Consider the following 24,747-nt stretch of genomic DNA (forward strand, 5'->3'; position numbering starts at 1 on the left):
TCTTTCCGGGTTACAGGGCACGCAAGGCATTTTGGGCGACTTCGGTCGCCTTTTTTTTTGGCCGATCGTTCCCACGCTCTGCGTGGGAATGCCGCCTCGGACGCTCCGCGTCCGCTGTTGAGGCCTGCGCATGGGTGACGCGGAGCGTCACGGGGCGTATTCCCACGCAGAGCGTGGGAACGATCATCAGGGCCATAAAAAAGGTGCGATTCTCGCGAATCGCACCTTGTTCATTGCTGGCTGCTATCAGCTGCCCAGCGCCTTGGACGCCAGCCAGAACAACCCGGCCGAGAGGCCTACGGTTGCCGGCAGGGTCAGCACCCACGCCATCAGGATAGTCTTGACCGTGCCGCCTTGCAGGCCGCTTTTGTTGGCGACCATGGTACCGGCCACGCCAGAAGACAACACGTGGGTGGTGGACACCGGCAGGGCGAAGATATTGGCAAAGCCGATCATGGTGGCGGTGGTAATCTGCGCCGACATGCCCTGGGCATAGGTCATGCCTTGCTTGCCGATCTTTTCACCGATGGTCAGTACCACGCGTTTCCAGCCCACCATGGTGCCCAGGCCCAGGGCCAGTGCGACCGCGAGGATCACCCAGAACGGCGCGTATTCGGTCGTGGCGGTCAGGTCTTTGCGCAGCTTGTCGAGGTCGGACTTCTCACGCGCATCCAGGCCAGGCAGCTTGCCGACTTTCTTCGCGGTATCGTCCAGGCAGAGCAGGTAGCGACGCACTTCAATGCGCTGGTCGGCATTCAACGAGTGGTAGTCGGACACACCTTTGAGCGTGTCAACGAGCGCGTTGATGGTCGGCTCGGTCTGCTGCGGGTTGCACTGGAACTTGCCCGGCAGGTCGTCCTTCACGCTTTTGCCCAGTGCCAGGAACTCGCCGAGGGTGGCGTTGTTGCGCTGGTAGAACTGGCTCAGATGCACAGTGGCGTCGCGGGTCCGTTCGATCTGGTAGGTGGTGCTGCCCAGGTCGAGCACGAACTGCGCCGGCACGATACCGATCAGCACCAGCATGATCAGGCCGATACCTTTCTGCCCATCGTTGGAGCCGTGCACGAAGCTCACGGCCATGGCGGAAATCACCAGGACCAAGCGGTTCCAGAACGGCGGGTGCTTCTTGTCATCAAGCTTGCGGCGTTGGTCCGGGGTCTTGTGCATCTTCGACAGCGGGCGCCACCACTTCAGGCCGATCAGCACCAGGGCTGCGACCAGGAAACCGGCCATCGGCGAGAACACCAGGGACGCACCGATATCGATCGCTTTCTGCCAGTTCACACCGTCAGCCAGGGGAATATCGTTGATCAGGGCGTTGGCCAGGCCCACGCCGAGGATCGAGCCGATCAACGTGTGGGAGCTGGAGGCCGGGATACCGAAGTACCAGGTGCCCAGGTTCCAGGTGATTGCCGCCGCCAACAACGAGAAGACCATCGCCAGACCATGGCCGGTGTTCACATTGATCAGCAACTCCACCGGCAGCAAATGCACGATGGCGTAGGCGACACCCACACCACCGAGCAGCACGCCGAGGAAATTGAACACCCCGGAGAAGAACACCGCCAGGTGTGGCGGCATCGCTTTGGTATAGATGACTGTGGCCACCGCGTTAGCGGTGTCATGAAAGCCATTGATGAACTCGAAGGCGAGGACAAAGGCCAGGGCGAGCAACAGGCTCACTAGAACCCAAGCATCCAGTCCGCTGAATAAATCGATCATGAAGGTTTTCTGACCCGGTCGTAAGGGGGCGCGATTATGCCAGAAAACCTCAGTAATCGATGCATTAGCTGCTCATTGGTAACAATCTACATTGAAAAAAACTGGTTGAAATGGGCGCATCCCAGGGTTTTCGGGGCTTTGGCAAGTCTTTGATTTTTAACGCAGGGGCGTGGAAAGACGCGGTTTCGTCACGAAAATGTCATGTGTGAAACATTTGTATGAAATTTCGTTGGCGGCAGTGGAGCGCCGACCAGCGGCAGCCAATGCGTGCTGCCCCCGGCCGGTGGTGGGCCGCAAAGGCAGCAAAAACCTGAAGACTCAACCCGAGGAGCACTCAGGGCTCTTCGGTCTTGAGTTCCTGCTCGATTTTCTGGATTTCCTGGGCGAATGCCTGGTCCAGCAGGCTGGCGCGCTTGCGCCATGGCTTACGTTCCGGCTCAGGCTGGGCGGCGTAGGTGGTGACTTCCCCGCCGTAAACATCCTTGTAACGTTGCTCCTGGCGCTCAAGTTCCGCGCGCAGTTCATCTTTCGTCACAGTTGTACCTAATTGAGTTGAGTTTAATAAAAGTGCAACGTCATGCCAAAAGGCGGCCTTGGGGTGTACGAACTTGAACAGACTGACCGTGCAAGTTTGAAGTGGGGACCCTAGGTCGCTTTTTCAATCCGATACTTTAATCGACCCTGCGCTCGAGTATGCGGCGCCGGGCGAGCTCTGATCCCAACAGGTAAATTGGGCTGACCTCTGCACAGGCTGCATTATAGCGATGCATGTGAATAACGCTATCGGCATAAAGTTAAAAGTATCAACTTCATATGCGGGTTTTGTTACATCACAACGTAAGTGTTGGCTGAACATATCTATCCATGGTCATCTGGTTTTTCTTCCACAAGGCTTTGAAACAGGCTTGGCCGCTGAAAATTGCGATAATCGAATGATCGTCCGATAATCGCCCAATGTTGCCGGCCCCGTCTTGTACATCTCTGCTGGCGCGGCTAGAAATGACAGCCAGCCCTTCTGTGGTTGAAAACAAGAAAAAGGATCCCTGCAATGAACGATCAATTGCGCAATTCTTTCGCGTCCGTGGCGCCGCCGATCGTGGCCTCACCCGCCAAGCGCATCCAGGCCTTCACGGGTGATCCGGACTTCATGACCTCCCTGGCCCGTGGCCTGGCCGTGGTGCAGGCGTTTCAGGAGCGCAAGCGTCACCTGACCATCGCCCAGATCAGCCACCGCACCGAAATCCCCCGCGCCGCCGTGCGCCGTTGCCTGCACACCTTGATCAAACTCGGTTACGCCACCACCGATGGCCGTACCTACTCGTTGCTGCCCAAAGTGCTGACCCTTGGCCATGCGTATCTGTCATCGACGCCCTTGGCCGTGTCGGCCCAGCCTTATCTGGACCGCATGAGCGAACAGCTTCACGAAGCCTGCAACATGGCGACCCTTGAAGGCGACGACATTCTGTACATCGCCCGTTCCGCCACCACTCAGCGCCTGATTTCCGTGGACCTTTCCGTCGGCGGCCGCTTGCCGGCGTACTGCACCTCCATGGGCCGTATCCTGCTGGCCGCCCTGGACGATGCCTCGCTGCAGGATTATCTCGATCACGCCGACCTGCAAACCAAGACCAGTCGCACCTTGACCACGCCCGAAGCCTTGTTCGAATGCCTGCAACAGGTTCGTCAGCAGGGCTGGTGCATCGTCGATCAGGAACTGGAGCAGGGCCTGCGCTCCATCGCCGTACCGGTGTACGACGCGTCCGGCCAGGTGTTGGCCGCACTCAATGTGAGTACCCATGCCGGGCGGGTCAGCCGCAGCGAGCTGGAGCAGCGCTTCCTGCCGAGCATGCTCAGCGCCAGCCGCGAGCTGAGTACGCAACTGTTTGCCTAAGTGTTCGGTGACCGCACAGATCCCGGCTTGATCGATTGACGCTGTTTCCCCTGGCTCATTAATGTGCGGCAGCGCTCCCAAGCGCTCCAATAATAACGGCGACCCCCGGTCGCTGACCCGCCATCGGTGTGGAATAAAAATAATGAATCAGCCCTCTGTCGGTACCACCTTGGACGTGCAGTCCTTCATCAACGCCCAGCCGTTGTCGCGTTATCAATGGCGTGTGGTGATCCTGTGTTTCCTGATTGTCTTTCTCGACGGCCTCGACACCGCCGCCATGGGTTTTATCGCGCCCGCGCTGTCCCAGGACTGGGGCATCGACCGCGCCAGCCTCGGCCCGGTGATGAGCGCCGCATTGATCGGCATGGTGTTCGGCGCGCTGGGTTCCGGCCCGCTGGCCGACCGCTTCGGGCGTAAAGGCGTGCTGGTGGGCGCGGTGCTGGTGTTTGGCGCCTTCAGCCTGGCATCGGCCTACAGCAGCAATGTCGACCAACTGCTGGTGTTGCGTTTCCTGACGGGCCTGGGCCTGGGCGCCGGCATGCCCAACGCCACTACGCTGCTTTCTGAATACACGCCCGAGCGGCACAAGTCGCTGCTGGTGACCAGCATGTTCTGCGGCTTCAACCTGGGCATGGCCGGTGGCGGGTTTATCTCGGCCAAGTTGATCCCGGCGTTCGGCTGGCACAGCCTGTTGCTGATCGGCGGCATCCTGCCGTTGATCCTGGCCGCCGTGCTGTTGGTGTGGTTGCCGGAATCGGCGCGTTACCTGGTGGTGCGCAACCGTGGCACCGACAAGGTGCGCAAGACCCTGTCTCCCATTGCGCCCGCTATCGTTGCCCAGGCCAGCGCCTTCAGCGTGCCGGAGCAGAAGACCGTCAAGACACGCAACGTGCTCGCGGTGATTTTCTCCGGCACCTACAGCGCCGGCACGTTGTTGCTGTGGCTCACCTACTTCATGGGCCTGGTGATCGTTTATCTGCTCACCAGTTGGCTGCCAACCCTGATGCGCGACAGTGGCGCCAGCATGGAACAGGCCGCGTTCATCGGCGCGTTGTTCCAGTTTGGCGGCGTATTGAGCGCAGTGGGCGTGGGCTGGGCGATGGATCGGTTCAACCCGCACAAGGTGATCGGCACCTTCTATCTGCTGGCCGGGGTGTTTGCCTACGCGGTAGGGCAGAGCCTGGGCAATATCACCTTACTGGCCACCCTGGTGCTGATGGCCGGGATGTGCGTCAACGGTGCGCAATCGGCGATGCCCTCACTGGCGGCGCGTTTCTACCCCACTCAGGGCCGCGCCACCGGCGTGTCGTGGATGCTCGGTATTGGCCGTTTCGGTGCAATTCTGGGAGCGTGGATGGGGGCTACCTTGCTGGGCCTGGGCTGGAATTTCGAGCAGGTGCTGACGGCGCTGGTGATTCCGGCAGCGCTGGCCACCGCTGCCGTGGTGATCAAAGGCATGGTCAGCCATGCCGACGCGACCTGACCTCTGGCACAGCTAAAAATGTGGGAGGGGGCTTGCCCTAATGCCAGTCAGTTAAGAAGTAGCAGGAGCGAGAACTAACTTGTGGCGAGGGAGCTTGCTCCCGCTGGGACGCGAAGCGGCCCCAAACAATGGGACTGCTGCGCAGTCCAGCGGGAGCAAGCTCCCTCGCCACAGGTTCGGTGTCGCCTTAACTGACTGGCATTTAGGGCTTGCTCCCGATAGCGGTGGGTCAGTTGACTAATTCCTGACTGATGCACCGCTATCGGGGGCAAGCCCCCTCCCACATTTGAATTGCGTTGGCTTAGAAGATTAGTACGCAACAATTCGTTCGATAATCGAACACTGAGTCGATTATCGGATTGTTCCACCCATTTCCCCGGCTTAATCTTCAAGCACTTCGGCGCCACCTCAGCGCCTTTTTCGATCAACACCGGGAGCCCAACCCCATGGCTGAAATTCTTACCCTGCGTGATGCGGTCAAGCGCTTCGTGAGCGACGGCGATACCGTCGCGCTCGAAGGCTTTACTCACCTGATCCCTACAGCCGCAGGTCATGAAATCATTCGTCAGGGCAAGAAAGACCTGACGCTGGTGCGTATGACGCCTGATCTGATCTACGACCAGTTGATCGGCGCCGGCTGTGCGCGCAAGTTGATTTTCTCCTGGGGCGGCAACCCTGGCGTGGGTTCCCTGCATCGCCTGCGCGACGCCGTGGAAAAACACTGGCCGCAGCCACTGGAGATCGAAGAACACAGCCATGCCGACCTGGCCAATGCCTACGTTGCCGGCGCCTCCGGTCTGCCGTTTGCGGTGTTGCGTGCCTACGCCGGTTCCGACTTGCCCAAGGTCAACCCGCTGATCAAGACCGTCACCTGCCCATTCACTGGCGAAGTGCTGGCGGCTGTGCCGTCGGTGCGCCCGGATGTCACGGTGATCCACGCGCAGAAGGCCGACCGCAAGGGCAACGTGCTGCTCTGGGGCATTCTCGGCGTGCAGAAGGAGGCGGCCCTGGCGGCCAAGCGCTGCATCGTCACCGTCGAGGAAATCGTCGATGACCTGAACGCGCCGATGAACAGCTGTGTATTGCCGACCTGGGCCCTGACCGCTGTGTGCCACGTGCCCGGTGGCGCGCATCCGTCCTACGCCCACGGCTACAACGAGCGGGACAACCGTTTCTACCAGGCGTGGGACCCTATTGCCCGCGACCGTGGGACCTTTACCGCCTGGATCGACGAATACATTCACGGCACCGCCGACTTCAGTGAATTCCAGGCCAAGCTGGCCACCGCGCAGGAGGCCAAGTGATGGCTTACTCCACCAATGAAATGATGACCGTCGCCGCCGCGCGCCGCCTCAAGAATGGCTCGGTGTGCTTCGTCGGCATCGGCCTGCCGTCCAAGGCGGCCAACTTGGCGCGCCTGACTTCGTCGCCCGACGTGGTGCTGATCTACGAGTCCGGCCCGATTGGCGCCAAGCCATCGGTGCTGCCGTTGTCCATCGGCGACGGTGAGCTGGCGGAAACCGCCGATACGGTGGTGCCTACCGGTGAGATCTTCCGCTACTGGCTGCAAGGCGGGCGCATCGACGTGGGCTTTCTTGGCGCGGCTCAGGTTGACCGTTTCGGCAACATCAACACCACCGTGGTCGGCGATTATCACCAGCCCAAGGTGCGTTTGCCGGGGGCCGGCGGCGCGCCGGAGATCGCCGGTTCTGCCAAGAGCGTGTTGATCATCCTTAAACAGTCGTCCCGCTCGTTTGTCGACAAGCTGGACTTCATCACCTCGGTCGGCCACGGCGAAGGTGGCGATTCGCGTAAACGCCTGGGCCTGCCGGGCGCCGGTCCCGTCGGCATCATTACCGACCTGTGCATCATGGAGCCGGAAGAGGGCACTCATGAGTTCGTGGTCACCGCGTTGCACCCGGGCGTGACCCGTGAGCAGGTGACAGCGGCGACCGGCTGGGCCATTCGGTTTGCCGAGCAGGTCGAGACCACCGCCGAGCCGACGGAGGTCGAACTGAGCGCGTTGCGTGACCTTGAGGCCCGCACCGCGGCCGCCCATGGCCAAGCGCCGGGAGAAGCCTGATGCGTGATGTCTTTATCTGTGATGCTATTCGAACCCCCATCGGTCGTTTCGGCGGTGGCCTGTCCACGGTGCGTGCCGATGACCTGGCGGCCTTGCCGATCAAGGCACTGATGGAGCGCAACCCGACGGTGGACTGGAATGCCGTTGATGAAGTGTTCCTCGGCTGCGCCAACCAGGCCGGCGAAGACAACCGTAACGTGGCACGCATGGCGCTGCTGTTGGCGGGTCTGCCGGAAAGCACCCCAGGCGTGACCCTCAACCGCCTGTGCGCCTCGGGCATGGACGCCATCGGCACGGCCTTTCGCGCGATTGCCAGCGGCGAGATGGAGTTGGCGATTGCCGGTGGCGTCGAGTCGATGTCCCGCGCGCCGTTCGTGATGGGCAAGGCCGATGCGGCGTTTTCGCGCAGCATGAAACTGGAAGACACCACCATTGGCTGGCGCTTTATCAACCCGTTGATGAAGGCCCTGTACGGCGTGGATGCGATGCCGCAGACCGCCGATAACGTCGCCGACGACTACCACATTTCCCGCGCCGACCAGGACGCGTTCGCCCTGCGCAGCCAGCAGCGTACCGCCGCCGCGCAAGCTGCCGGCTTCTTCGCCGAAGAAATCGTACCGGTGCGGGTCGCCCATAAAAAAGGCGAAACCCTGGTGGAGCACGATGAGCATCCGCGGGACACCACCCTGGAAGCGCTGGCCAAACTCAAACCGGTGAATGGTCCCGACAAAACCGTGACCGCCGGCAATGCCTCAGGTGTCAACGATGGCGCTGCCGCGCTGATCCTGGCCTCTGGCGAGGCGGTGAAAAAACACGGCCTCACCGCCCGCGCCCGGGTACTGGGCATGGCCAGTGCCGGCGTCGCCCCGCGTGTGATGGGCATCGGTCCGGTGCCGGCGGTGCGCAAGCTGGTGGAGCGCCTGGGGTTGGCGATCACCGATTTTGACGTGATCGAGCTCAACGAAGCGTTCGCCAGCCAAGGCCTGGCGGTGCTGCGCGAGCTGGGCCTCGCCGATGATGCGCCGCAGGTCAACCCCAACGGCGGCGCCATCGCCCTGGGCCATCCCCTGGGCATGAGCGGTGCGCGGTTGGTACTGACCGCCCTGCATCAGCTGGAAAAAACCGGCGGCCGCAAAGGCCTGGCGACTATGTGTGTGGGCGTCGGCCAAGGCCTGGCCCTGGCGATTGAACGCATCTAACAAGAGAGGATTGCTCCATGAGTGACAAGCCCGGTTACCGGCGCCCGCAAGCGGGCACTCAACCTGATTACCTGCACCCGGCCTATCAGTCGACGAACCTGCGTTCGCCGTCCCAGCCGTTGGTGTTCCTGCCCCATTCGTTGTCGGAAATCACCGGCCCGACCATCGGTGCCGAGCGTATCGATGCCCAGGACAACGACCTCACCGCCCAGCATGAAGGCGAGCCCCAGGGCGAGCGCATCATCATTCACGGGCGTGTGCTGGACGAGAACGGCCTGCCGGTGCCGGGCATCCTCGTGGAGATCTGGCAAGCCAACGCCGCCGGTCGCTACAACCACAAGCGCGACCTGCACGATGCGCCGCTGGACCCGAATTTCAGCGGCACCGGGCGCACCGTCACCGACGCCGACGGCTGGTACCAGTTCCAGACCATCAAGCCCGGCGCCTACCCGTGGGGCAACCACCACAACGCCTGGCGTCCGGCGCATATCCACTTTTCGCTGTTCGGCCCGAGTGTGCTGACGCGGTTGGTCACGCAAATGTATTTCCCCGGCGACCCGCTGCTGGAATACGACCCGATCTACAACTGCGTGCCGGACACCCGCGCCAAGCAACGCTTGATCGCCAGTTTCGACCTGGAAAAAACCATTCCTTCCTATGCCCTCGGCTACCGCTGGGACATCGTCCTGCGCGGCCGCGACGCCACGCCGATGGAGAAATGAGATGAGCCTTTACGCAACCACGTCCCACACCGTCGGGCCGTATTACCACATCGGCCTGACCTGGCTCAACCGCGAAGACCTGACCGTCGCCGCCACCCTCGGCGAGCGCGTGGCGATCAGCGGGCAGGTGCTGGACGGCAACGGTGAGGTGGTCAACGACGCCATGCTCGAGGTCTGGCAGGCGAACGCCGCCGGCAAGTACGCCCACCCGGAAGACGAGCAGGACAAAGCGCTGGACCCCCACTTTGAAGGCTTTGGCCGCGTGCCGGTGGATGCCGAAGGGCGCTTTCGCTTTACCACGATCAAGCCGGGCAGCGTGCCGGGGCTCAGGCGCACGACCCAGGCGCCGCATCTGGTCGTGCTGGTGTTTGCCCGAGGGTTGGTGAAGCACCTGCTGACGCGGATTTATTTTGACGGTGAAGCGTTGAATGGCGATGACCCGCTGCTGGCGTGTGTGCCGGCTGAGCGTCGCGGCACCTTGATTGCCAAGCCGGATGCGGCGGGTGTGCATCAGTGGAATGTGATTTTGCAAGGGACAGATAAGGAAACGGTGTTCTTCGATTACTGAGTTGGCTGGAGGGCCTCATCGGGGGCAAGCCCCCTCCCACATTTTGACCGCGCCGCTTATCAAGTGTGGGAGGGGGCTTGCCCCCGATAGGGCCCTCCCAGGCAACACTGTCCGAAAAGTCTGCTTGCGGAACATGGTTGTTGCAAAGTATGTCTAGGCTATAACCGTTCCCATTGAGTAAAAAACATGACAACAAAAACCAGTCACTACACCGGAGAAGAACGCAGCAAACGGATTTTTGCGATTGTCGGTGCTTCCTCCGGCAACCTGGTCGAATGGTTCGACTTCTACGTCTATGCCTTCTGCGCCATCTACTTTGCCCCGGCGTTTTTCCCCTCGGACGACCCCACCGTCCAACTGCTCAACACCGCGGGCGTATTCGCCGCCGGGTTCCTGATGCGCCCCATCGGCGGCTGGCTGTTTGGCCGGGTGGCCGACAAGCATGGCCGCAAGAACTCAATGATGATCTCGGTGCTGATGATGTGCGCCGGCTCCCTGGTCATTGCCTTCCTGCCCACTTACAAGGATATCGGCGCCTGGGCCCCGGCGCTGCTGTTGGTGGCGCGGCTGTTCCAGGGTTTGTCGGTGGGTGGCGAATACGGCACCACGGCCACCTACATGAGCGAAGTGGCGCTCAAGGGCCAGCGCGGTTTCTTCGCTTCGTTCCAGTACGTGACACTGATCGGCGGGCAACTGCTGGCGGTGCTGGTGGTGGTGATCCTGCAACAGATCCTCACCGAAGAAGAATTGCGCGCCTGGGGCTGGCGGATTCCGTTCGTGATCGGCGCCATTGCGGCGGTGATCTCCCTGCTGCTGCGTCGCACCCTCAAGGAAACCACCAGCAAGGAAATGCGCGAAGACAAGGACGCCGGCAGTATCGTCGCGCTGTTCCGTGACCATGGCAAAGCGCTCATCACGGTGCTGGGCTACACCGCCGGCGGCTCGTTGATTTTCTATACCTTCACCACCTACATGCAGAAGTACCTGGTGAACACCGTCGGTATGCACGCCAAGACGTCCAGCTACATCATGACCGGTGCGCTGTTTCTCTACATGTGCATGCAGCCACTGTTCGGCATGCTGGCCGACAAGATCGGCCGGCGCAATTCCATGCTCTGGTTCGCCGGCCTCGGCACGCTGTTCACGGTGCCGATCCTGCTGACCCTGAAAACCGTCACCAGTCCGTTCCTGGCCTTTGTCCTGATTACCCTGGCCCTGGCGATCGTCAGCTTCTACACCTCGATCAGCGGCCTGGTCAAAGCGGAGATGTTCCCGCCCCAGGTACGCGCCTTGGGCGTGGGCCTGGCATACGCCGTGGCCAACGCGGTATTCGGCGGTTCGGCGGAAGTGGTCGCGTTGAGCCTGAAGTCCATCGGTATGGAAAACACCTTCTACTGGTACGTCACCGCGATGATGGCGGTGGCGTTCCTGTTCAGTTTGCGTCTGCCCAAACAGGCCGCTTATTTGCACCATGATTTGTAAGGGATGAGTTATGACACTGCGCACGAGCAACCAACTGTTCGACGCTTACTTCACCGCTGACAGCATGGCCGAGGTGTTCTGCGACCAGGGCCGCCTGCAGGGCATGCTGGATTTCGAGGCCGCGCTGGCCCGGGCCGAGGCCCAGGTCGGGCTGATCCCGCAGGCCGCCGTGGCACCGATTGCCCAGGCCTGCCTGGCCTCGTTGTATGACGTGGACGCGCTAAGCGTGGCGATTGCCACGGCGGGTAACTCGGCGATTCCATTGGTCAAGGCGCTGGGCAAGTTGATTGCCGAGGCAGATGCCGGGGCCGAGCGCTATGTGCACCTGGGCGCCACCAGCCAGGATGTGATGGACACCGGCCTGGTGGTGCAGTTGCGCCGCGCGCTGGGGTTGATCGAAGCGGACCTGGCGCGCCTGGGCGATGTGCTGGCCGCCCAGGCGCAGCGGCATGCGTCGACACCCTTGGCGGGACGCACCTGGCTGCAACACGCCACGCCCGTCACCCTGGGCATGAAAATCGCCGGCTGGCTGGGTGCGGTAACGCGCAGTCGCCAGCGGCTGGTGGAATTGAAACCGCGTTTGCTGGTGCTGCAATTTGGCGGTGCGTCCGGCACCCTGGCGGCGCTCGGCGAGCAGGCCATGCCGGTGGCGCAAGCCTTGGCCGCCGAGCTGCAACTGGCCTTGCCCGAACAGCCCTGGCACACGCAACGTGATCGCCTGGTGGAGTTCGCCAGCGTGCTGGGCCTGATCGCCGGCAGCCTTGGCAAGCTGGGCCGCGATATCAGCCTGTTGATGCAAACCGAAGCGGCGGAAGTGTTCGAGCCCTCGGCGCCGGGCAAGGGCGGTTCGTCAACCATGCCCCACAAGCGCAACCCCGTCGGCGCTGCCGTGCTGATCAGCGCCGCGACCCGCGTGCCCGGTCTGGTTGCGACGATGTTCAGTGCCATGCCCCAGGAGCACGAACGCAGCCTGGGACTGTGGCATGCCGAATGGGAAACCTTGCCCGAGATCTGCCGATTGGTATCGGGTGCGCTGCAACAGGCGCTGCTGCTCAGCGAAGGCCTGGAGGTGGATGCCGCGCGCATGGCCCGCAACCTCGACCTGACCCAGGGCCTGGTGCTGGCCGAAGCCGTCAGCATCGTGCTGGCCAAACGCCTGGGCCGTGAAACCGCGCATCACCTGCTGGAGCAGTGCTGCAAGCGCGCCGTCGCCGAGCAGCGCCATTTACGTGCTGTGCTGGCGGACGAGGCGCAGATCACCGCCGAGTTGTCTTCGGACGAACTGGACCGTTTGCTCGACCCGGCCCACTACTTGGGCCAGGCTCAGACCTGGGTCAGCCGCGCCGTGACCGAACACTTTGGATTGACTGCGTAAGGAGACCGCTGTGGCTTTCGTACAACTCGCCGAGGGCGAACTGCATTACCAACTCGATGGGCCCGTCGATGCGCCGGTATTGGTGCTGTCCAATTCCCTGGGTACCGACCTGCATATGTGGGACATCCAGATTCCGGCGTTCACCGAGCATTTTCGTGTGCTGCGCTTCGACACCCGAGGCCATGGCCAGTCCCTGGTCACCCCAGGGCCCTACAGCATCGAACAACTGGGCCAGGATGTGCTCGCGTTGCTGGATGCGCTGGATATTCAGCGCGCGCATTTTTGCGGGCTGTCCATGGGCGGGCTGATCGGCCAGTGGCTGGGCATCAACGCAGGGAAGCGGCTTAACCGCCTGGTGGTCTGCAATACCGCCGCCAAGATCGGCACGCCAGAGGTGTGGAACCCGCGTATAGAGATGGTCTTGCGCGATGGCGCGGCGGCGATGGTCGCGCTGCGCGATGCCTCGATTGCACGCTGGTTCACCGCCGATTTTGCCGCCGCCCATCCCCACCAGGCCAAGCAGATCACCGACATGCTCGCGGCCACCTCGCCCGAGGGGTATGCCGCCAACTGCGCGGCGGTGCGTGATGCGGATTTGCGTGAGCAGTTGGCGTCGATCAAGGTACCGACCCTGGTGATTGCCGGCACGGAAGACGCGGTAACACCTCCGGCCGGCAGCCACTTTATCCAGAACCATGTGCAGGGCGCCGAATACGCTGAGTTCTATGCGGCGCACCTGTCCAATGTCCAGGCCGGCGCTGCCTTCAGTGACCGTGTCGTTGAATTTCTGCTGGGCCGCTGAGGAGCTTTTCGTGGACGAGAAACAACGTTATGCCGAAGGTCTGCAAGTGCGCCGCGACGTGCTGGGCGACGCCCATGTCGAACGCAGCCTCAACGCGCTGACCGAATTCAACAGCGAGTTCCAGGAAATGATCACCCGCCATGCCTGGGGCGACATCTGGACCCGTCCTGGCTTGCCCCGGCACACCCGCAGCCTGATCACCATTGCCATGCTGATCGGCATGAACCGCACAGAAGAGTTGAAGCTGCATCTACGTGCCGCCGCGAGCAACGGCGTGACCCGCGCCGAAATCAAGGAAGTGCTGATGCAGAGCGCGATCTACTGCGGGATACCGGCGGCGAATGCGACGTTTCATCTGGCCGAGTCGGTGTGGGATGAGTTGGGTGTCGAGTCCCGCGAGACCTGACTCTGGAATACAGGCAAATGTGGGAGGGGGCTTGCTCCCGATGACGGTGTGTCAGTGAGCTGATTGGTGACTGACCCACCGCTATCGGGAGCAAGCCCCCTCCCACATTAGATCTCTGTAGGCCATGAAATTTCAGGCATCAGCGCATATCGGCATCCCACACCCAATTCCACACCCCCGGCAGATGCACCGGCTCGTTCACATCCTTGACCGTGCGTGCCAGCGCCGCGCGTTGCAGCGCAGCGGTGTCGGTGTAAAACGGCTCGGCGGCGGTAGTCATCCCGTTGATGCGGGCACTGTCCATCAGGATCTGCAGGTACTCCTGCATATGCCGCGCGGTGTAGCGGTTGATGTCGTGGAAGGTCACCACCACCGGTATTACGCCGTCCACCGACGGCAACTCGCCCAAGGCTATGCGTTCACGCACCACCGACAGCTGCCGGTACAGGTTGGCGCGGCGGCGCGGGCTGGCGTTGAAGCCCCAGATTTTGCCGTCATTGGCACTCAGGTCGGTCAGTAATACCTGCATGCCGTGGCGCTGGTAGGCGGCGAAGGTGCGGCGGTCGTAGTTCCAGAACGGTGGTCGCACCAGCAGGGGCGGCGTGCCGGTGATGGCGCCAATGTGCGCGGCGCCTTCGGTGAGTGTGCGTTCCAGCTCGGCATCGTTCAGCCAGCGGTGGTTGGTGTGAAACGCCGTGGCCGTATGGAAGGCCAGGACATGGCCGGCAGCGTACTCGCGCTCCATGGTCTTGCGCCCCCGGGCGCTGCCGCCGGAGCGTGCCGCTTCGGTCTGCAGGAAGAACACCGCCTTGATCCCTGGCAGCACCGGGTTGTGCGCCAGGTCGGCCATCACCGAACGGGTCGGGTTGTTGTACCCCGATGCGCTGGGGCCATCATCGAAGGTCAGCAGGAAGCGGATCGGCGCCTGCGCTTGCAGGCGCTGTTCGGTCTGCGGTGTCAGGGCGATGGGCGCACCGATACAGCCCCCCAGGCTCACGGCCAGGGCCAACACTGCGATGGCTGTAGCGAAGGTTTTCATGCTGTGCGCGTGCCCGAATAAAAGGCCGCTGCTGGTTCGATCAGCAGCGGCAGGCGCGCACCATACAGTAACTGCGGCGCCGGTTTACAGCAGACTTATCGGGTAGCTGACGATCAACCGGTTTTCGTCGAACTCATTGTTGCTGTAGTCGCGACGCATGCTGGAGTTGCGCCAGCGCAGGGTGAGGTTTTTCAGGCTGCCGCTTTGCACGGTGTAGCCCAATTCGCTTTCGCGGCCCCATTCCTTGCCGTCGGTCACCGTGCCGGTGTGCACGTTGCTGCCGCTGATATAGCGGTTCATCAAGGTCAGGCCGGGTACGCCAAGGGCGGCGAAGTTATAGTCGTGGCGCACCTGCCAGGATTTTTCCTCGGCGTTGTCGTAGCTCGCGTTATAGCTGTCGTTGGCCAGGGTTCCGCCGCTGGTGCCGTTGACCCGCATCCAGGCGCTGTTGCCGGTGAGCTTTTGCAGGCCGACGTAGAAAGTGTTGCCACCGTGGCGGGCGGATAACAAACCGGACCAGGTCTTGTTGTCCAGGCTGCCGGCGCGGGCGCTGCCGTCGTCCTGGCCGTAGAAGAACCCCAGGTTGGCGCCCAGGGTCCAGTCGCCTACCGGCTGGCTGTGGATCAGATTGACGAATTGCTGGCGGTAAATGTCCTTGAGCTGGGCATTCCATACGCCGACTTGCGTGCGTTTGTCGTTGAAGGCGTATTCGGCGCCCTGGAAATTGAAGCGGTCGGAGGTGAACGCGGTTTTGCCGGTCATCGACATGTCGCCCATGCTGCTGTCGTCGCGCGGGCTGTTGGCACGGAACTGACCGCCATACAGGGTCAGGCCCTCGATTTCCTTGGATGTGATCTGCCCGCCACGCAGGGTTTGCGGCAGTGAGCGGCCATCGTCCGCGCGCAGGATCGGCAGCACCGGCATCCATTCGCCGACTTTCACCTCCGTCTTGGAAAAACGCGCCTTGAACGCCACGCCCAGGCGACCGAACTCATCGGCCGGCCGGCCGTCGTGGTCCAGCGGCAATAACTGAGTGCCGCCGGTGCCGCGCCCGCCATCGAGCTTGAGCGAGTACAGGCCCAGCACGTCCACCCCGAAGCCGACCGTGCCCTGAGTGAACCCGGACTTGGCGTCGAAGATGAAACTTTGCGTCCACTCCTGCGCGCCGCCCTGGGTTTTGGTCGGGTTGGTGTAGTTGCGATTGAAGAATAAATTGCGCAGGTTGAGGTTGGCGCTGGCATCTTCGAGAAAGCCGTGTTCTTCGGCGACCACGGGGAGGGCAAGACTGGCGACCGCAGTTGCCAGCAACAGCCGGCGCGGGTGGAAAGTGCTCATGGTTTCGGACCTGTTGTTATTGGGTTTATGCAGGTGGCGGCCATGGTGCGCGGCGGTGCGGGAGCGATGAAAGTGGGGGAGAGCGGGTTGTGGGCGATGATCGAACGCAAGTTGGTGATAAAAAGCCGGCGTAAAAAAAACCGCTTCCGGTGAGGGAGGCGGTTTGTTTACATCGGCGCTATTAGAACAACTTCAGCGGCGGAGCTTCTTCTTTCACAGGCTCGTTCTTCGCGGTCTGCTCGTTCCAGCCACCGCCGAGGGCCTTGTACAGGTTGACCTCGCTGGTCAGCTGCGCCAGGCGGTCGGTGATCAGCGATTGCTGGGCACTGAACAGTTGGCGCTGGGCATCGAGGAAGGTCAGGTTGCTGTCCACACCGATGCGGTAGCGACGCTCGGCCAGGCGGTAGTAGTCCTGGTTGGCGGCGACGAAGCCACGTTGTGCATCCAGTTGCTGCTTGTAGGTCGCACGCGCGGCGAGGCCGTCGGAGACTTCCTGGAAGCCGGTCTGGATGGCCTTCTCGTAGTTGGCCACGTTGATCTCTTTCTGGATCTTCGAGTAGTCCAGGCTTGCGCGCAGGCTACCGGCGTTGAAGATCGGGATGTTGATCTGCGGCGCGAAGGACCAGGTGCCCGAGCCGCCCTTGAACAGGCCGCCCAGGTTCGGGCTGGCGGTACCGGCGCTGGCGGTCAGGCTGATGCTCGGGAAGAACGCCGCGCGGGCCGCACCGATGTTGGCGTTGGCGGCCTTGAGGTTGTACTCGGCCTGAACGATGTCGGGACGCCGTTGCAGCAGGTCCGACGGCAGGCCAGCGGGTACTTCGCTGAGCAGGTCATCCGACAGTGGCTTGCTGGCGATATTCGCCGGCAGGCCGGTGCCCAACAGCAGGGTCAGGCTGTTTTCGTCCTGAGCCACCTGGCGCGTATAGCGGGCCAGCTGCACGCGGGCGTTTTCCACCGAGGTGCGCGCCTGGCTGAGGTCGAGGGCCGAGGCCACGCCGACTTCGTTGCTGCGCGAGGTGAGCTTGAAGCTCTGCTCGAACGCGCCGAGAGTGTCCTGGGTCAGCTTGAGCAGTTCCTTGTCGGCCTGCCAGGTCAGGTAGGCATTCGCCACACTGGCCACCAGGCTGATCTGGGTGCTGCGCCGCGCTTCTTCGGTGGCGAAGTATCTCTGCAGCGCTTCTTCACTCAGGCTGCGGACGCGACCGAACAGGTCCAGCTCATAAGAGCTGATCCCCAGGCCTGCCGAATACTGGCTGGCGATGGTCGATTCGCCGGTCTGCGACAGGCGCGCCGGAGTACGCGAACGGCTGCCGCTGCCAGTGGCCGAGACGGCCGGGAACAGGTCGGCACGCTGGATCTGGTACTGCGCCGCATACGCGTCGATGTTCAGGGCCGCGACGCGCAGGTCACGGTTGTTCACCAGCGCAGTCTGGATCAACTGTTGCAGGGCAGGGTCATGGAAAAACTGCTTCCAGCCTTGCTCGGCGGCAGCCTGGCCCGGCGCCTGGGCCGACGAATACGCCGGCCCCTGCGGGAACTGCGCCGCTACCGGCGCTTCGGGGCGCTGGTAGTCAGGGATCAGCGAGCAGCCACTGAGCACGAATGCGGTGACGGCTAAGGAAAGTAGCGACTTGCTCATTGGCCAGCCTCTTTAGGAGTTTGCTTGGTTTCTGTCTTTTTACGCTCGCCAGCGGAGGACACGGTTGCGTAGAACAATGGCACCCAGAAGATCGCCAGCACCGTGGCCGTGATCATACCGCCGATAACGCCGGTACCGATCGCGTGTTGGCTGCCCGAGCCGGCGCCGGTGGAAATCGCCAGCGGCAATACGCCGAGCACGAACGCCATGGACGTCATGATGATCGGGCGCAGACGCATGCGGGACGCCTCGATGGCCGCCTCGACGATGCCCTTGCCCTGTTCGTGGAGCTCTTTGGCGAACTCCACGATCAGGATGGCGTTTTTCGCCGCCAGGCCCACTGTCACCAGCAAGCCCACCTGGAAGAACACGTCGTTGGACAAGCCGCGCATGCTGGTGGCGATCAGCGCACCGATCACACCCAGTGGCACTACCAGGATCACCGCGATCGGAATCGACCAGCTTTCGTACAAGGCCGCAAGGCACAGGAACACCACGAGCAGCGACAGGGCGTACAGCGCAGGCGCCTGGGAGCCGGACAGACGTTCTTCGTACGACAGGCCTGTCCACGCATAGCCGATGCCGGCCGGCAGTTCCTTGGCAATGCGCTCGACTTCCGCCATCGCGTCACCGGTACTGTAGCCAGGCGCCGGCGTGCCGAGGATTTCCATCGCCGCTACACCGTTATAACGCGAGAGCTTCGGCGAGCCGTAGATCCACTTGCCCGACGAAATGGCCGACAGTGGCACCATTTTCCCGGAGTCGGCGCGCACGTACCATTTGTCCAGGTCTTCCGGCGACATACGGCTGGCCGCGTCACCCTGCACATACACCTTCTTCACACGACCACGGTCGATGAAGTCGTTGATGTAGCTACCGCCCAAGGCGATGGCCAGGGTCTGCTGGATGTCCGAGAGGCTGATGCCCTGGGCGCTGGCTTTCTCGTCATCGACGGTCAGTTCGTACTGCGGCTCATCGTTCACGCCGTTGGGCCGCACGCCCGCCAGTATCTTGCTTTGGGCTGCCGCACCGAGGAACTGGTTACGGGCTGCCATCAGCTTGTCATGGCCGACACCACCCTGGTCTTGCAGGAACACGTCGAAGCCGGTGGCGTTACCCAATTCCAGAACCGACGGCGGCACGATGGCAAAAACCATGGCGTCCTTGAAGGTCTGCATGAAGTAGCCCTGGGCGCGCTTGGCAATCTCGAATACCGACGTGGACGCATCACGCTCGTCCCACGGCTTGAGCATCACGAAGGCCAGACCCGAGCTTTGACCACGACCGGCAAAGTTGAAGCCGTTCACGGTGAACACCGATTTCACGCCCTTGCCTTCGCCTGGCTCGCCTTCCTTGTCATGCAGCAGGAAGGAACGCATGTCGTCGATGACTTTTTGCGTGCGTTCCGCCGAGGAGCCTACCGGTGTCTGCACCTGGGCAAAGATCACGCCCTGGTCTTCTTCAGGCAGGAACGCGCTCGGAATACGGGTGAACATCCAGATCATGCCGGCCAGGATCAGCACGTACACCAGGAAGGCCGGGATTTTGTGCTTGATCATCGCGCCCACGCCGCGCTCGTACTTGAGTACGCCGCTGTCGAAGGTGCGGTTGAACCAGCCAAAGAAGCCGCGCTTGGGTTGGCCGTGTTTTTCCGGGTCGATCGCCTTGAGCATGGTGGCGCACAGGGCAGGGGTGAAGATCAGGGCAACCAGTACCGACAACGCCATCGCCGACACGATCGTGATGGAGAACTGGCGGTAGATCACACCGGTGGAACCGCCGAAGAAGGCCATCGGCAGCAGTACCGCCGACAGTACCAGGGCAATACCCACCAGGGCGCCCTGGATCTGGCCCATGGACTTGATCGTCGCTTCCTTGGGCGACAGGTGTTCCTCGGCCATCACCCGTTCGACGTTTTCCACCACGACGATGGCATCGTCCACCAGCAAGCCGATGGCCAGGATCATGCCGAACATGGTCAGGGTGTTGATGGTGAAGCCGAACGCCGCCAGGATCCCGAAGGTACCCAGCAATACCACTGGTACGGTCATGGTGGTGATGATGGTGGCGCGGAAGTTCTGCAGGAACAGGAACATCACCAGGAACACCAGCACGATCGCTTCGACCAGGGTGTGCACCACACCGGAGATCGATTCGGTCACCACCGGGGTCGTGTCGTACGGCACCACGGCTTTCATGCCAGGCGGGAAGAACGGTTCCAGGGACGCCACGGTAGCGCGGATCGCTTTACCGGTGTCCAGGGCGTTCGCACCGGCTGCCAGCTTGATCGCCATACCGGAGGCCGGCTTGCCGTTGAACTGTGCACTGATGCTGTAGTTCTGGCCGCCCAGTTCGATACGCGCAACGTCGCCCAGGCGCACTTGGGAACCGTCGGCATTCACCTTCATCAGGATCTTGGCGAACTCTTCAGCGCTTTGCAGACGGGTCTTGCCGATGATGGTGGCGTTCAGCTGGGTGCCGGGCAGGGCAGGCAGGCCGCCCAGTTGGCCGGTGGCCACCTGCACGTTCTGGGCCTTGATGGCGTTGCTGACATCTACCGGGGTCAGCTGGAAGTTGTTCAGCTTGGCCGGGTCGAGCCAGATACGCATGGCGTACTGCGAACCGAACACCTGGAAGTCACCCACACCCGAAGTACGGGAGATCGGGTCCTGGATGTTGGACACGATGTAGTTGGAGAGGTCGTCCTTGGTCATGCTGCCGTCTTCCGACACCAGACCGATCACCATCAGGAAGTTCTTCACCGACTTGGTCACGCGGATACCCTGCTGCTGCACTTCTTGCGGCAGCAGTGGGGTCGCCAGGTTCAGCTTGTTCTGCACCTGCACCTGGGCGATGTCCGGGTTGGTACCCTGGTTGAACGTCGCGGTGATGGTCATGCTGCCGTCGGAGTTACTGTCCGAGGCCACATAGCGCAGGTTGTCGATACCGTTGAGCTGTTGCTCGATGACCTGCACCACGGTGTCCTGCACGGTTTGTGCGGACGCGCCTGGGTAGGTCACCTGGATATCAATAGCGGTTGGCGCAATGGCCGGGTATTGGTTGATGGGCAACTTCAGGATCGACAGTGCCCCGACCAGCATGATCACCAGGGCAATTACCCAGGCAAAAATGGGACGGTCGATAAAAAATTTCGACATGGATTACTCCCCTTGACCAGCAGCGGCAGCAGGCGCTGCAGCAGTACCGGCGGGTTTGGCGTTGTCGGCGTCCTTGACCTTGACTTCAATGCCCGGCTTGATGAATTGCAGGCCTTCGGTGATCACGCGGTCACCGGCGTCCAGGCCTTTTTCCACCAGCCAGTAGGCGCCGGAAGTCCGATTGGCAACCAGTACGCGCTGCTCGACCTTGTTGTCCTTGTTCACGATCAGTGCGGTCGGAATGCCCTTCAGGTCACGGGTCACGCCTTGTTGCGGCGCGAGAATGGCCTTGCTGTTCACACCGGCTTGCAGCTGGGCGTGCACGAACATGCCGGGCAGCAGCACATGGTCAGGGTTAGGGAACACGGCGCGCAGGGTCACGGAACCGGTGGTCTGGTCGACCGACACCTCAGAGAACTCCAGCTTGCCTGGGTGGCCGTAGTCGCTGCCGTCTTCCAGGGTCAGCTTGACCATGGCGGCGTTGTCGCCGGCTTTTTGCAATTGGCCGCTTTCCAGGTCGCGGCGCAGTTTCAGCATTTCTGCCGAAGACTGGGTGACGTCGACGTAGATCGGATCCAGTTGCTGGATCACGGCCATGGCATCGGCCTGGCCATTGCTGACCAGCGCGCCTTCCGTCACTGCAGAACGGCCAATGCGCCCGGAGATCGGCGCGAATACCTTGGTGTAGCGCACGTTGATCTGCGCGCTCTGCAGGTCGGCCTCGGCGGTCATGCGGTCGGCGACGGCAGTGTCGTATTCCTGGCGGCTGACGGCTTGCTCATCGACCAATTGCTTGTAGCGATCGGTGATCGACTTGGTCTGGGTCAGCTTGGCCTGGGCGCTCTTGAGCGTGGCCTCATACACCGACGGATCGATCTGGTAGAGCTGCTGCCCTTCCTTCACATCGGCGCCTTCCTTGAACAGGCGTTTGAGAATGATGCCGTTCACCTGCGGGCGCACTTCGGCAATGCGATAGGCCGTGGTGCGGCCTGGCAGCTCGGTGGTCAGGGTAAAGGCTTGCGGTTGAATAGTGACCACGCCGACCTGAGGGGTTTGAGCGGGCGGAGCCGCTTCTTCCTTTTTACATCCGCTGAGCAGCGATGCCAGGGCGACGGCAGTGACCAGAGCGGTAACAGCTGGCTTAAGTTGCATGAAGATCCTCGGGTCAGGCGCGCAGGGTGCGCACAAGAAGTGTGGAAGGGTGAAAAACAAGCTGTGAGTGGATAAGTAGCTTGCTACGCAATATACTTACGTTCATGGTTGTTTGTAAACTCTTGACAGGCTTGGCGCAATGTTGACAAAGCAACGCCCAAAGCCTCGATTTTAGTACGTTCGGTGCCCATGACGGTGTCGTCCCACAATTATTCAGATGATCGTTCGCGTCTATTAACCTTGCGTTAACGATAGTCCCCAGTGTTCTGATTGAGGTTTTACTGCCATGGTTCGTCGCACCAAAGAGGAAGCTCAGGAAACGCGCAGCCAGATCCTCCAAGCCGCCGAGCAAGCCTTTTATGAACGGGGCGTTGCGCGCACCACGCTGGCGGACATCGCCGCTCTGGCGGGCGTGACGCGCGGTGCCATCTACTGGCATTTCAGCAACAAATCCGACTTGCTGCAGGCGCTGCTCGACACGCTGCACGAACCCTTGGACGAATTGGCCCGGGCGAGTGAAAGCGAGGATGAAGTCGACCCGTTGGGGTGCATGCGCAAGCTGCTGATTCATCTTTATCATCAAGTGGCTCTGGACCCGAAAACCCGGCGCATCAACGAGATCTTGTTCCATAAGTGCGAATTCACCGATGAAATGTGTGACATGCGCCGCCAGCGCCAGGCCCATACCCTGGAGTGCAACCTGCGCATCGGCCTGACGTTGCGTAATGCGGTGCATCGAGGGCAATTACCGGAAAATCTCGATACCGCCCGTGCAGCGGTGTGCATTCATGCCTTCATCCAAGGCCTGATCGGCCAGTGGCTGTTGGTGCCCGACAGCTTTCAACTGCATCAGGACGCCGAACGCTGGGTGGATGCCGGGCTGGACATGCTGCGCCTGAGCCCCAGCCTGCGCAATTGAGACAAAATGCGTAATTACGTCCAGTTGTGTCAACAGTAAAGCCTAAGGATGGTCAATCGTCCTTCTGCCTGATTGAAGGGATGACTTTATATACGCGCTGGCGGGCGGTTGATAGGTAGCGGCCTAAGTATTTTGTAGCGATTTTGTTGCGGTTCTGTGAAGCGATGTTTCCAAGGGACTACACACAGGCAAAATGTGGGAGGGGGCTTGCTCCCGATAGCAGTGGTTCAGTCAACACTTCATTGACTGACAAACCGCCATCGGGGGCAAGCCCCCTCCCACATTGTTCCATGTTTCAATCAGTTAGATCGGCAGCGTTGGGTAGTCGATATAGCCAACTGGCCCTTTACCGTAGAAGGTCTCCGGGTGCGGCTCGTTCAGTGGCGCATTGGCCTTCAAGCGTGCCGGCAGGTCCGGGTTGGCAATGAACGGTATGCCGAAGGCCACCGCATCGGCCTTGCCGGCGGCCAGCCAGGCGTTGGCGCTGTCTTTGGTGAAGCGTTCGTTGGCGATGTAGACGCCGCCGAAGGCTTTTTTCAGTTGGGGGCCGAGGCTGTCCGCGCCTTCTTTTTCACGGGCGCAGATAAAGGCGATGCCACGCTTGCCCAGTTCACTGGCCACGTAGGTGAAGGTTTCCGTCAGGTCGGCGTCACCCATATCGTGAGCGTCAGCACGCGGTGCCAGGTGCACGCCCACGCGGCCGGCACCCCAGACTTCGATGGCGGCATCGGTCACTTCCAGCAGCAGGCGCGCACGGTTTTCCAGGGAACCGCCGTACTGGTCGGTGCGCTGGTTGGTGCTGCTTTGCAGGAACTGGTCGAGCAGGTAGCCGTTGGCACCGTGGATTTCAACGCCGTCGAAACCGGCGGCCTTGGCGTTTTCGGCGCCGGTGCGGTAAGCGTCGACGATGTCGGCGATTTCAGCGGTTTCCAGGGCGCGTGGGGTCGGGTAGTCGGCCAGTGGGCGCACCAGGCTGACGTGGCCTTTGGGTTGGATCGCGCTCGGCGCCACCGGGGTTTCGCCGTTCAGGTACGACTCATGGGAGATACGACCGACGTGCCACAGTTGCAGGAAGATCTTGCCGCCCGCGCCGTGGATCGCCTTGGTCACATTGGACCAGCCGCGAACCTGGTCGTTGGACCAGATGCCCGGCGTGTCCGGGTAGCCCACGCCCATGGGCGTTACGGAGGTGGCTTCGCTGAGGATCAGCCCGGCGGATGCACGCTGCACGTAGTACTCGGCCATTAGCGCATTGGGCACGCGGCCGGCGTCGGCACGGCAGCGAGTCAGCGGCGCCATGATGATGCGGTTTTTCAGTTCCAGGTCGCCCAGTTTGATGGGATCGAAAATAGTCGGCATGTGAAAGCACCTTTGTCTCAAGTTGATCAGTGGGTCGTGGGGGCCAGCTCGGCATCGCCGGGGGCGCTGAGTTCGGTGAAGAGCGCAGTGAGGAAAGCTTGGATCACGTCCTCATTGCGTTTGAAAAAATGCCACTGCCCGGCCTTCTGGCTGGTGATCAAGCCCGCCCGTTGCAACGTCGCCAGGTGGGCCGACACGGTCGACTGGGACAAGCCGCAGCGCTGGTCGATCTGCCCGGCGCAGATGCCGTATTCGTGATTGTGCAGTTGCTCGGGAAATTGCACTTTCGGGTCTTTCAGCCAGGTGAGGATGTCTCGTCGTACTGGGTGCGCCAGGGCTTTTATTATGTCGTCGAGGTCGAAGGGCATGGCAGAGGCTCGGTGTCGTAAAACGTTATATCGCGATGAGGCGAA

21 protein-coding genes are annotated in these 24,747 nt (G+C 61.8%); 12 read left to right on the plus strand and 9 right to left on the minus strand.

The annotated features are described in order from the left end of the window. Window positions 1-246: 246 nt before the first annotated feature. Together C4J86_RS07155 and C4J86_RS07160 are read right to left on the minus strand one after the other, a co-directional pair. A complete protein-coding gene (locus tag C4J86_RS07155) occupies window positions 247-1,722 on the minus strand; it encodes an inorganic phosphate transporter (protein WP_124361665.1) in 1,476 nt (491 codons plus the stop codon). 334 nt (window positions 1,723-2,056) lie between these two features. After that, the gene (locus C4J86_RS07160) at window positions 2,057-2,257 is read right to left on the minus strand and encodes a hypothetical protein (protein WP_003189295.1); all 201 of its coding nucleotides are present in this window, start codon (window positions 2,255-2,257) and stop codon (window positions 2,057-2,059) included. 513 nt (window positions 2,258-2,770) lie between these two features. Here C4J86_RS07160 and pcaR point away from each other — a divergent pair. The 11 genes from pcaR to pcaC all read left to right on the plus strand — a co-directional run bounded on the left by pcaR (window position 2,771) and on the right by pcaC (window position 13,733). Then, on the plus strand, window positions 2,771-3,613 hold the full coding sequence (pcaR, locus tag C4J86_RS07165) for a pca regulon transcriptional regulator PcaR (protein ID WP_124361666.1): 843 nt from the start codon (window positions 2,771-2,773) through the stop codon (window positions 3,611-3,613). A gap of 142 nt (window positions 3,614-3,755) precedes the next feature. Beyond that, window positions 3,756-5,096, plus strand: a complete 1,341-nt coding sequence (locus tag C4J86_RS07170) for an MFS transporter (RefSeq protein ID WP_124366158.1) — start codon at window positions 3,756-3,758, stop codon at window positions 5,094-5,096. Between the two features lie 446 nt (window positions 5,097-5,542). Beyond that, the gene (locus C4J86_RS07180; protein ID WP_124366160.1) at window positions 5,543-6,400 is read left to right on the plus strand and encodes a CoA transferase subunit A; all 858 of its coding nucleotides are present in this window, start codon (window positions 5,543-5,545) and stop codon (window positions 6,398-6,400) included. After that, window positions 6,397-7,179 carry a CoA-transferase subunit beta gene (locus tag C4J86_RS07185; protein WP_177412742.1) on the plus strand — a complete coding sequence of 261 codons (783 nt, stop codon included), beginning with the start codon at window positions 6,397-6,399 and terminating at the stop codon, window positions 7,177-7,179. The genes C4J86_RS07180 and C4J86_RS07185 overlap by 4 nt, the downstream gene beginning before the upstream one ends. Continuing rightward, window positions 7,176-8,378 carry a 3-oxoadipyl-CoA thiolase gene (pcaF, locus tag C4J86_RS07190; RefSeq protein WP_177412772.1) on the plus strand — a complete coding sequence of 401 codons (1,203 nt, stop codon included), beginning with the start codon at window positions 7,176-7,178 and terminating at the stop codon, window positions 8,376-8,378. Before C4J86_RS07185 ends, pcaF begins: the two co-directional genes overlap by 4 nt. A gap of 17 nt (window positions 8,379-8,395) precedes the next feature. Further along, window positions 8,396-9,100 carry a protocatechuate 3,4-dioxygenase subunit beta gene (gene pcaH / locus C4J86_RS07195; RefSeq protein WP_124369914.1) on the plus strand — a complete coding sequence of 235 codons (705 nt, stop codon included), beginning with the start codon at window positions 8,396-8,398 and terminating at the stop codon, window positions 9,098-9,100. A 1-nt stretch (window position 9,101) separates the two neighbouring features. Further along, the gene (gene pcaG, locus C4J86_RS07200; protein ID WP_124369915.1) at window positions 9,102-9,668 is read left to right on the plus strand and encodes a protocatechuate 3,4-dioxygenase subunit alpha; all 567 of its coding nucleotides are present in this window, start codon (window positions 9,102-9,104) and stop codon (window positions 9,666-9,668) included. Window positions 9,669-9,854: 186 nt separating this feature from the next. After that, window positions 9,855-11,150 carry an MFS family transporter gene (locus tag C4J86_RS07205; protein WP_124369916.1) on the plus strand — a complete coding sequence of 432 codons (1,296 nt, stop codon included), beginning with the start codon at window positions 9,855-9,857 and terminating at the stop codon, window positions 11,148-11,150. Window positions 11,151-11,160: 10 nt separating this feature from the next. Next, window positions 11,161-12,525, plus strand: a complete 1,365-nt coding sequence (locus tag C4J86_RS07210; RefSeq protein ID WP_124369917.1) for a 3-carboxy-cis,cis-muconate cycloisomerase — start codon at window positions 11,161-11,163, stop codon at window positions 12,523-12,525. Window positions 12,526-12,535: 10 nt separating this feature from the next. Continuing rightward, window positions 12,536-13,327 carry a 3-oxoadipate enol-lactonase gene (pcaD, locus tag C4J86_RS07215; protein WP_124369918.1) on the plus strand — a complete coding sequence of 264 codons (792 nt, stop codon included), beginning with the start codon at window positions 12,536-12,538 and terminating at the stop codon, window positions 13,325-13,327. A gap of 10 nt (window positions 13,328-13,337) precedes the next feature. Then, window positions 13,338-13,733: a 4-carboxymuconolactone decarboxylase gene (pcaC, locus tag C4J86_RS07220; RefSeq protein ID WP_124366168.1), complete on the plus strand. Its 396-nt coding sequence runs from the start codon at window positions 13,338-13,340 to the stop codon at window positions 13,731-13,733. 139 nt (window positions 13,734-13,872) lie between these two features. Here pcaC and C4J86_RS07225 read toward each other — a convergent pair whose 3' ends face one another. From C4J86_RS07225 to C4J86_RS07245, 5 genes are all read right to left on the minus strand, one after another. Next, window positions 13,873-14,772: a polysaccharide deacetylase family protein gene (locus tag C4J86_RS07225; RefSeq protein WP_124369919.1), complete on the minus strand. Its 900-nt coding sequence runs from the start codon at window positions 14,770-14,772 to the stop codon at window positions 13,873-13,875. 84 nt (window positions 14,773-14,856) lie between these two features. After that, window positions 14,857-16,107, minus strand: coding sequence for an OprD family porin (locus tag C4J86_RS07230; protein WP_124369920.1), 1,251 nt, complete (start codon window positions 16,105-16,107; stop codon window positions 14,857-14,859). A gap of 181 nt (window positions 16,108-16,288) precedes the next feature. Beyond that, entirely contained in the window at window positions 16,289-17,746 is a 1,458-nt protein-coding gene (gene adeC / locus C4J86_RS07235) for an AdeC/AdeK/OprM family multidrug efflux complex outer membrane factor (RefSeq protein WP_124361680.1), read from the minus strand. Beyond that, a complete protein-coding gene (locus tag C4J86_RS07240; RefSeq protein ID WP_124369921.1) occupies window positions 17,743-20,904 on the minus strand; it encodes an efflux RND transporter permease subunit in 3,162 nt (1,053 codons plus the stop codon). The genes adeC and C4J86_RS07240 overlap by 4 nt, the downstream gene beginning before the upstream one ends. Before the next feature lie 3 nt (window positions 20,905-20,907). Further along, window positions 20,908-22,056, minus strand: coding sequence for an efflux RND transporter periplasmic adaptor subunit (locus C4J86_RS07245; RefSeq protein WP_124369922.1), 1,149 nt, complete (start codon window positions 22,054-22,056; stop codon window positions 20,908-20,910). 286 nt (window positions 22,057-22,342) lie between these two features. Between C4J86_RS07245 and C4J86_RS07250 the strand changes: the two genes are divergently transcribed. Continuing rightward, window positions 22,343-22,975, plus strand: coding sequence for a TetR family transcriptional regulator (locus tag C4J86_RS07250; protein WP_124369923.1), 633 nt, complete (start codon window positions 22,343-22,345; stop codon window positions 22,973-22,975). A 303-nt stretch (window positions 22,976-23,278) separates the two neighbouring features. On the opposite strand, the gene C4J86_RS07255 is transcribed toward C4J86_RS07250, so the two are convergent. Beyond that, a complete protein-coding gene (locus C4J86_RS07255) occupies window positions 23,279-24,334 on the minus strand; it encodes an alkene reductase (protein ID WP_124369924.1) in 1,056 nt (351 codons plus the stop codon). A gap of 26 nt (window positions 24,335-24,360) precedes the next feature. After that, window positions 24,361-24,702 (minus strand): helix-turn-helix transcriptional regulator, encoded by a 342-nt coding sequence (locus C4J86_RS07260; RefSeq protein WP_124361685.1) that lies wholly within the window; start codon window positions 24,700-24,702, stop codon window positions 24,361-24,363. Window positions 24,703-24,747 lie beyond the last annotated feature (45 nt).

This window comes from Pseudomonas sp. R2-7-07, assembly GCF_003852355.1.
In the GTDB taxonomy this organism is placed as follows: domain Bacteria; phylum Pseudomonadota; class Gammaproteobacteria; order Pseudomonadales; family Pseudomonadaceae; genus Aquipseudomonas.

Coding starts and splice junctions, on each gene's coding strand:
- pcaR (WP_124361666.1), top strand. CDS start 2,771: ATGAACGATCAATTGCGCAATTCTTTCGCGTCCGTGGCGCCGCCGATC.
- C4J86_RS07255 (WP_124369924.1), bottom strand. CDS start 24,334: ATGCCGACTATTTTCGATCCCATCAAACTGGGCGACCTGGAACTGAAA.
- C4J86_RS07240 (WP_124369921.1), bottom strand. CDS start 20,904: ATGTCGAAATTTTTTATCGACCGTCCCATTTTTGCCTGGGTAATTGCC.
- C4J86_RS07155 (WP_124361665.1), bottom strand. CDS start 1,722: ATGATCGATTTATTCAGCGGACTGGATGCTTGGGTTCTAGTGAGCCTG.
- pcaG (WP_124369915.1), top strand. CDS start 9,102: ATGAGCCTTTACGCAACCACGTCCCACACCGTCGGGCCGTATTACCAC.
- C4J86_RS07225 (WP_124369919.1), bottom strand. CDS start 14,772: ATGAAAACCTTCGCTACAGCCATCGCAGTGTTGGCCCTGGCCGTGAGC.
- C4J86_RS07170 (WP_124366158.1), top strand. CDS start 3,756: ATGAATCAGCCCTCTGTCGGTACCACCTTGGACGTGCAGTCCTTCATC.
- C4J86_RS07180 (WP_124366160.1), top strand. CDS start 5,543: ATGGCTGAAATTCTTACCCTGCGTGATGCGGTCAAGCGCTTCGTGAGC.
- adeC (WP_124361680.1), bottom strand. CDS start 17,746: ATGAGCAAGTCGCTACTTTCCTTAGCCGTCACCGCATTCGTGCTCAGT.
- pcaH (WP_124369914.1), top strand. CDS start 8,396: ATGAGTGACAAGCCCGGTTACCGGCGCCCGCAAGCGGGCACTCAACCT.
- C4J86_RS07230 (WP_124369920.1), bottom strand. CDS start 16,107: ATGAGCACTTTCCACCCGCGCCGGCTGTTGCTGGCAACTGCGGTCGCC.
- C4J86_RS07245 (WP_124369922.1), bottom strand. CDS start 22,056: ATGCAACTTAAGCCAGCTGTTACCGCTCTGGTCACTGCCGTCGCCCTG.
- C4J86_RS07260 (WP_124361685.1), bottom strand. CDS start 24,702: ATGCCCTTCGACCTCGACGACATAATAAAAGCCCTGGCGCACCCAGTA.
- C4J86_RS07205 (WP_124369916.1), top strand. CDS start 9,855: ATGACAACAAAAACCAGTCACTACACCGGAGAAGAACGCAGCAAACGG.
- C4J86_RS07210 (WP_124369917.1), top strand. CDS start 11,161: ATGACACTGCGCACGAGCAACCAACTGTTCGACGCTTACTTCACCGCT.
- C4J86_RS07250 (WP_124369923.1), top strand. CDS start 22,343: ATGGTTCGTCGCACCAAAGAGGAAGCTCAGGAAACGCGCAGCCAGATC.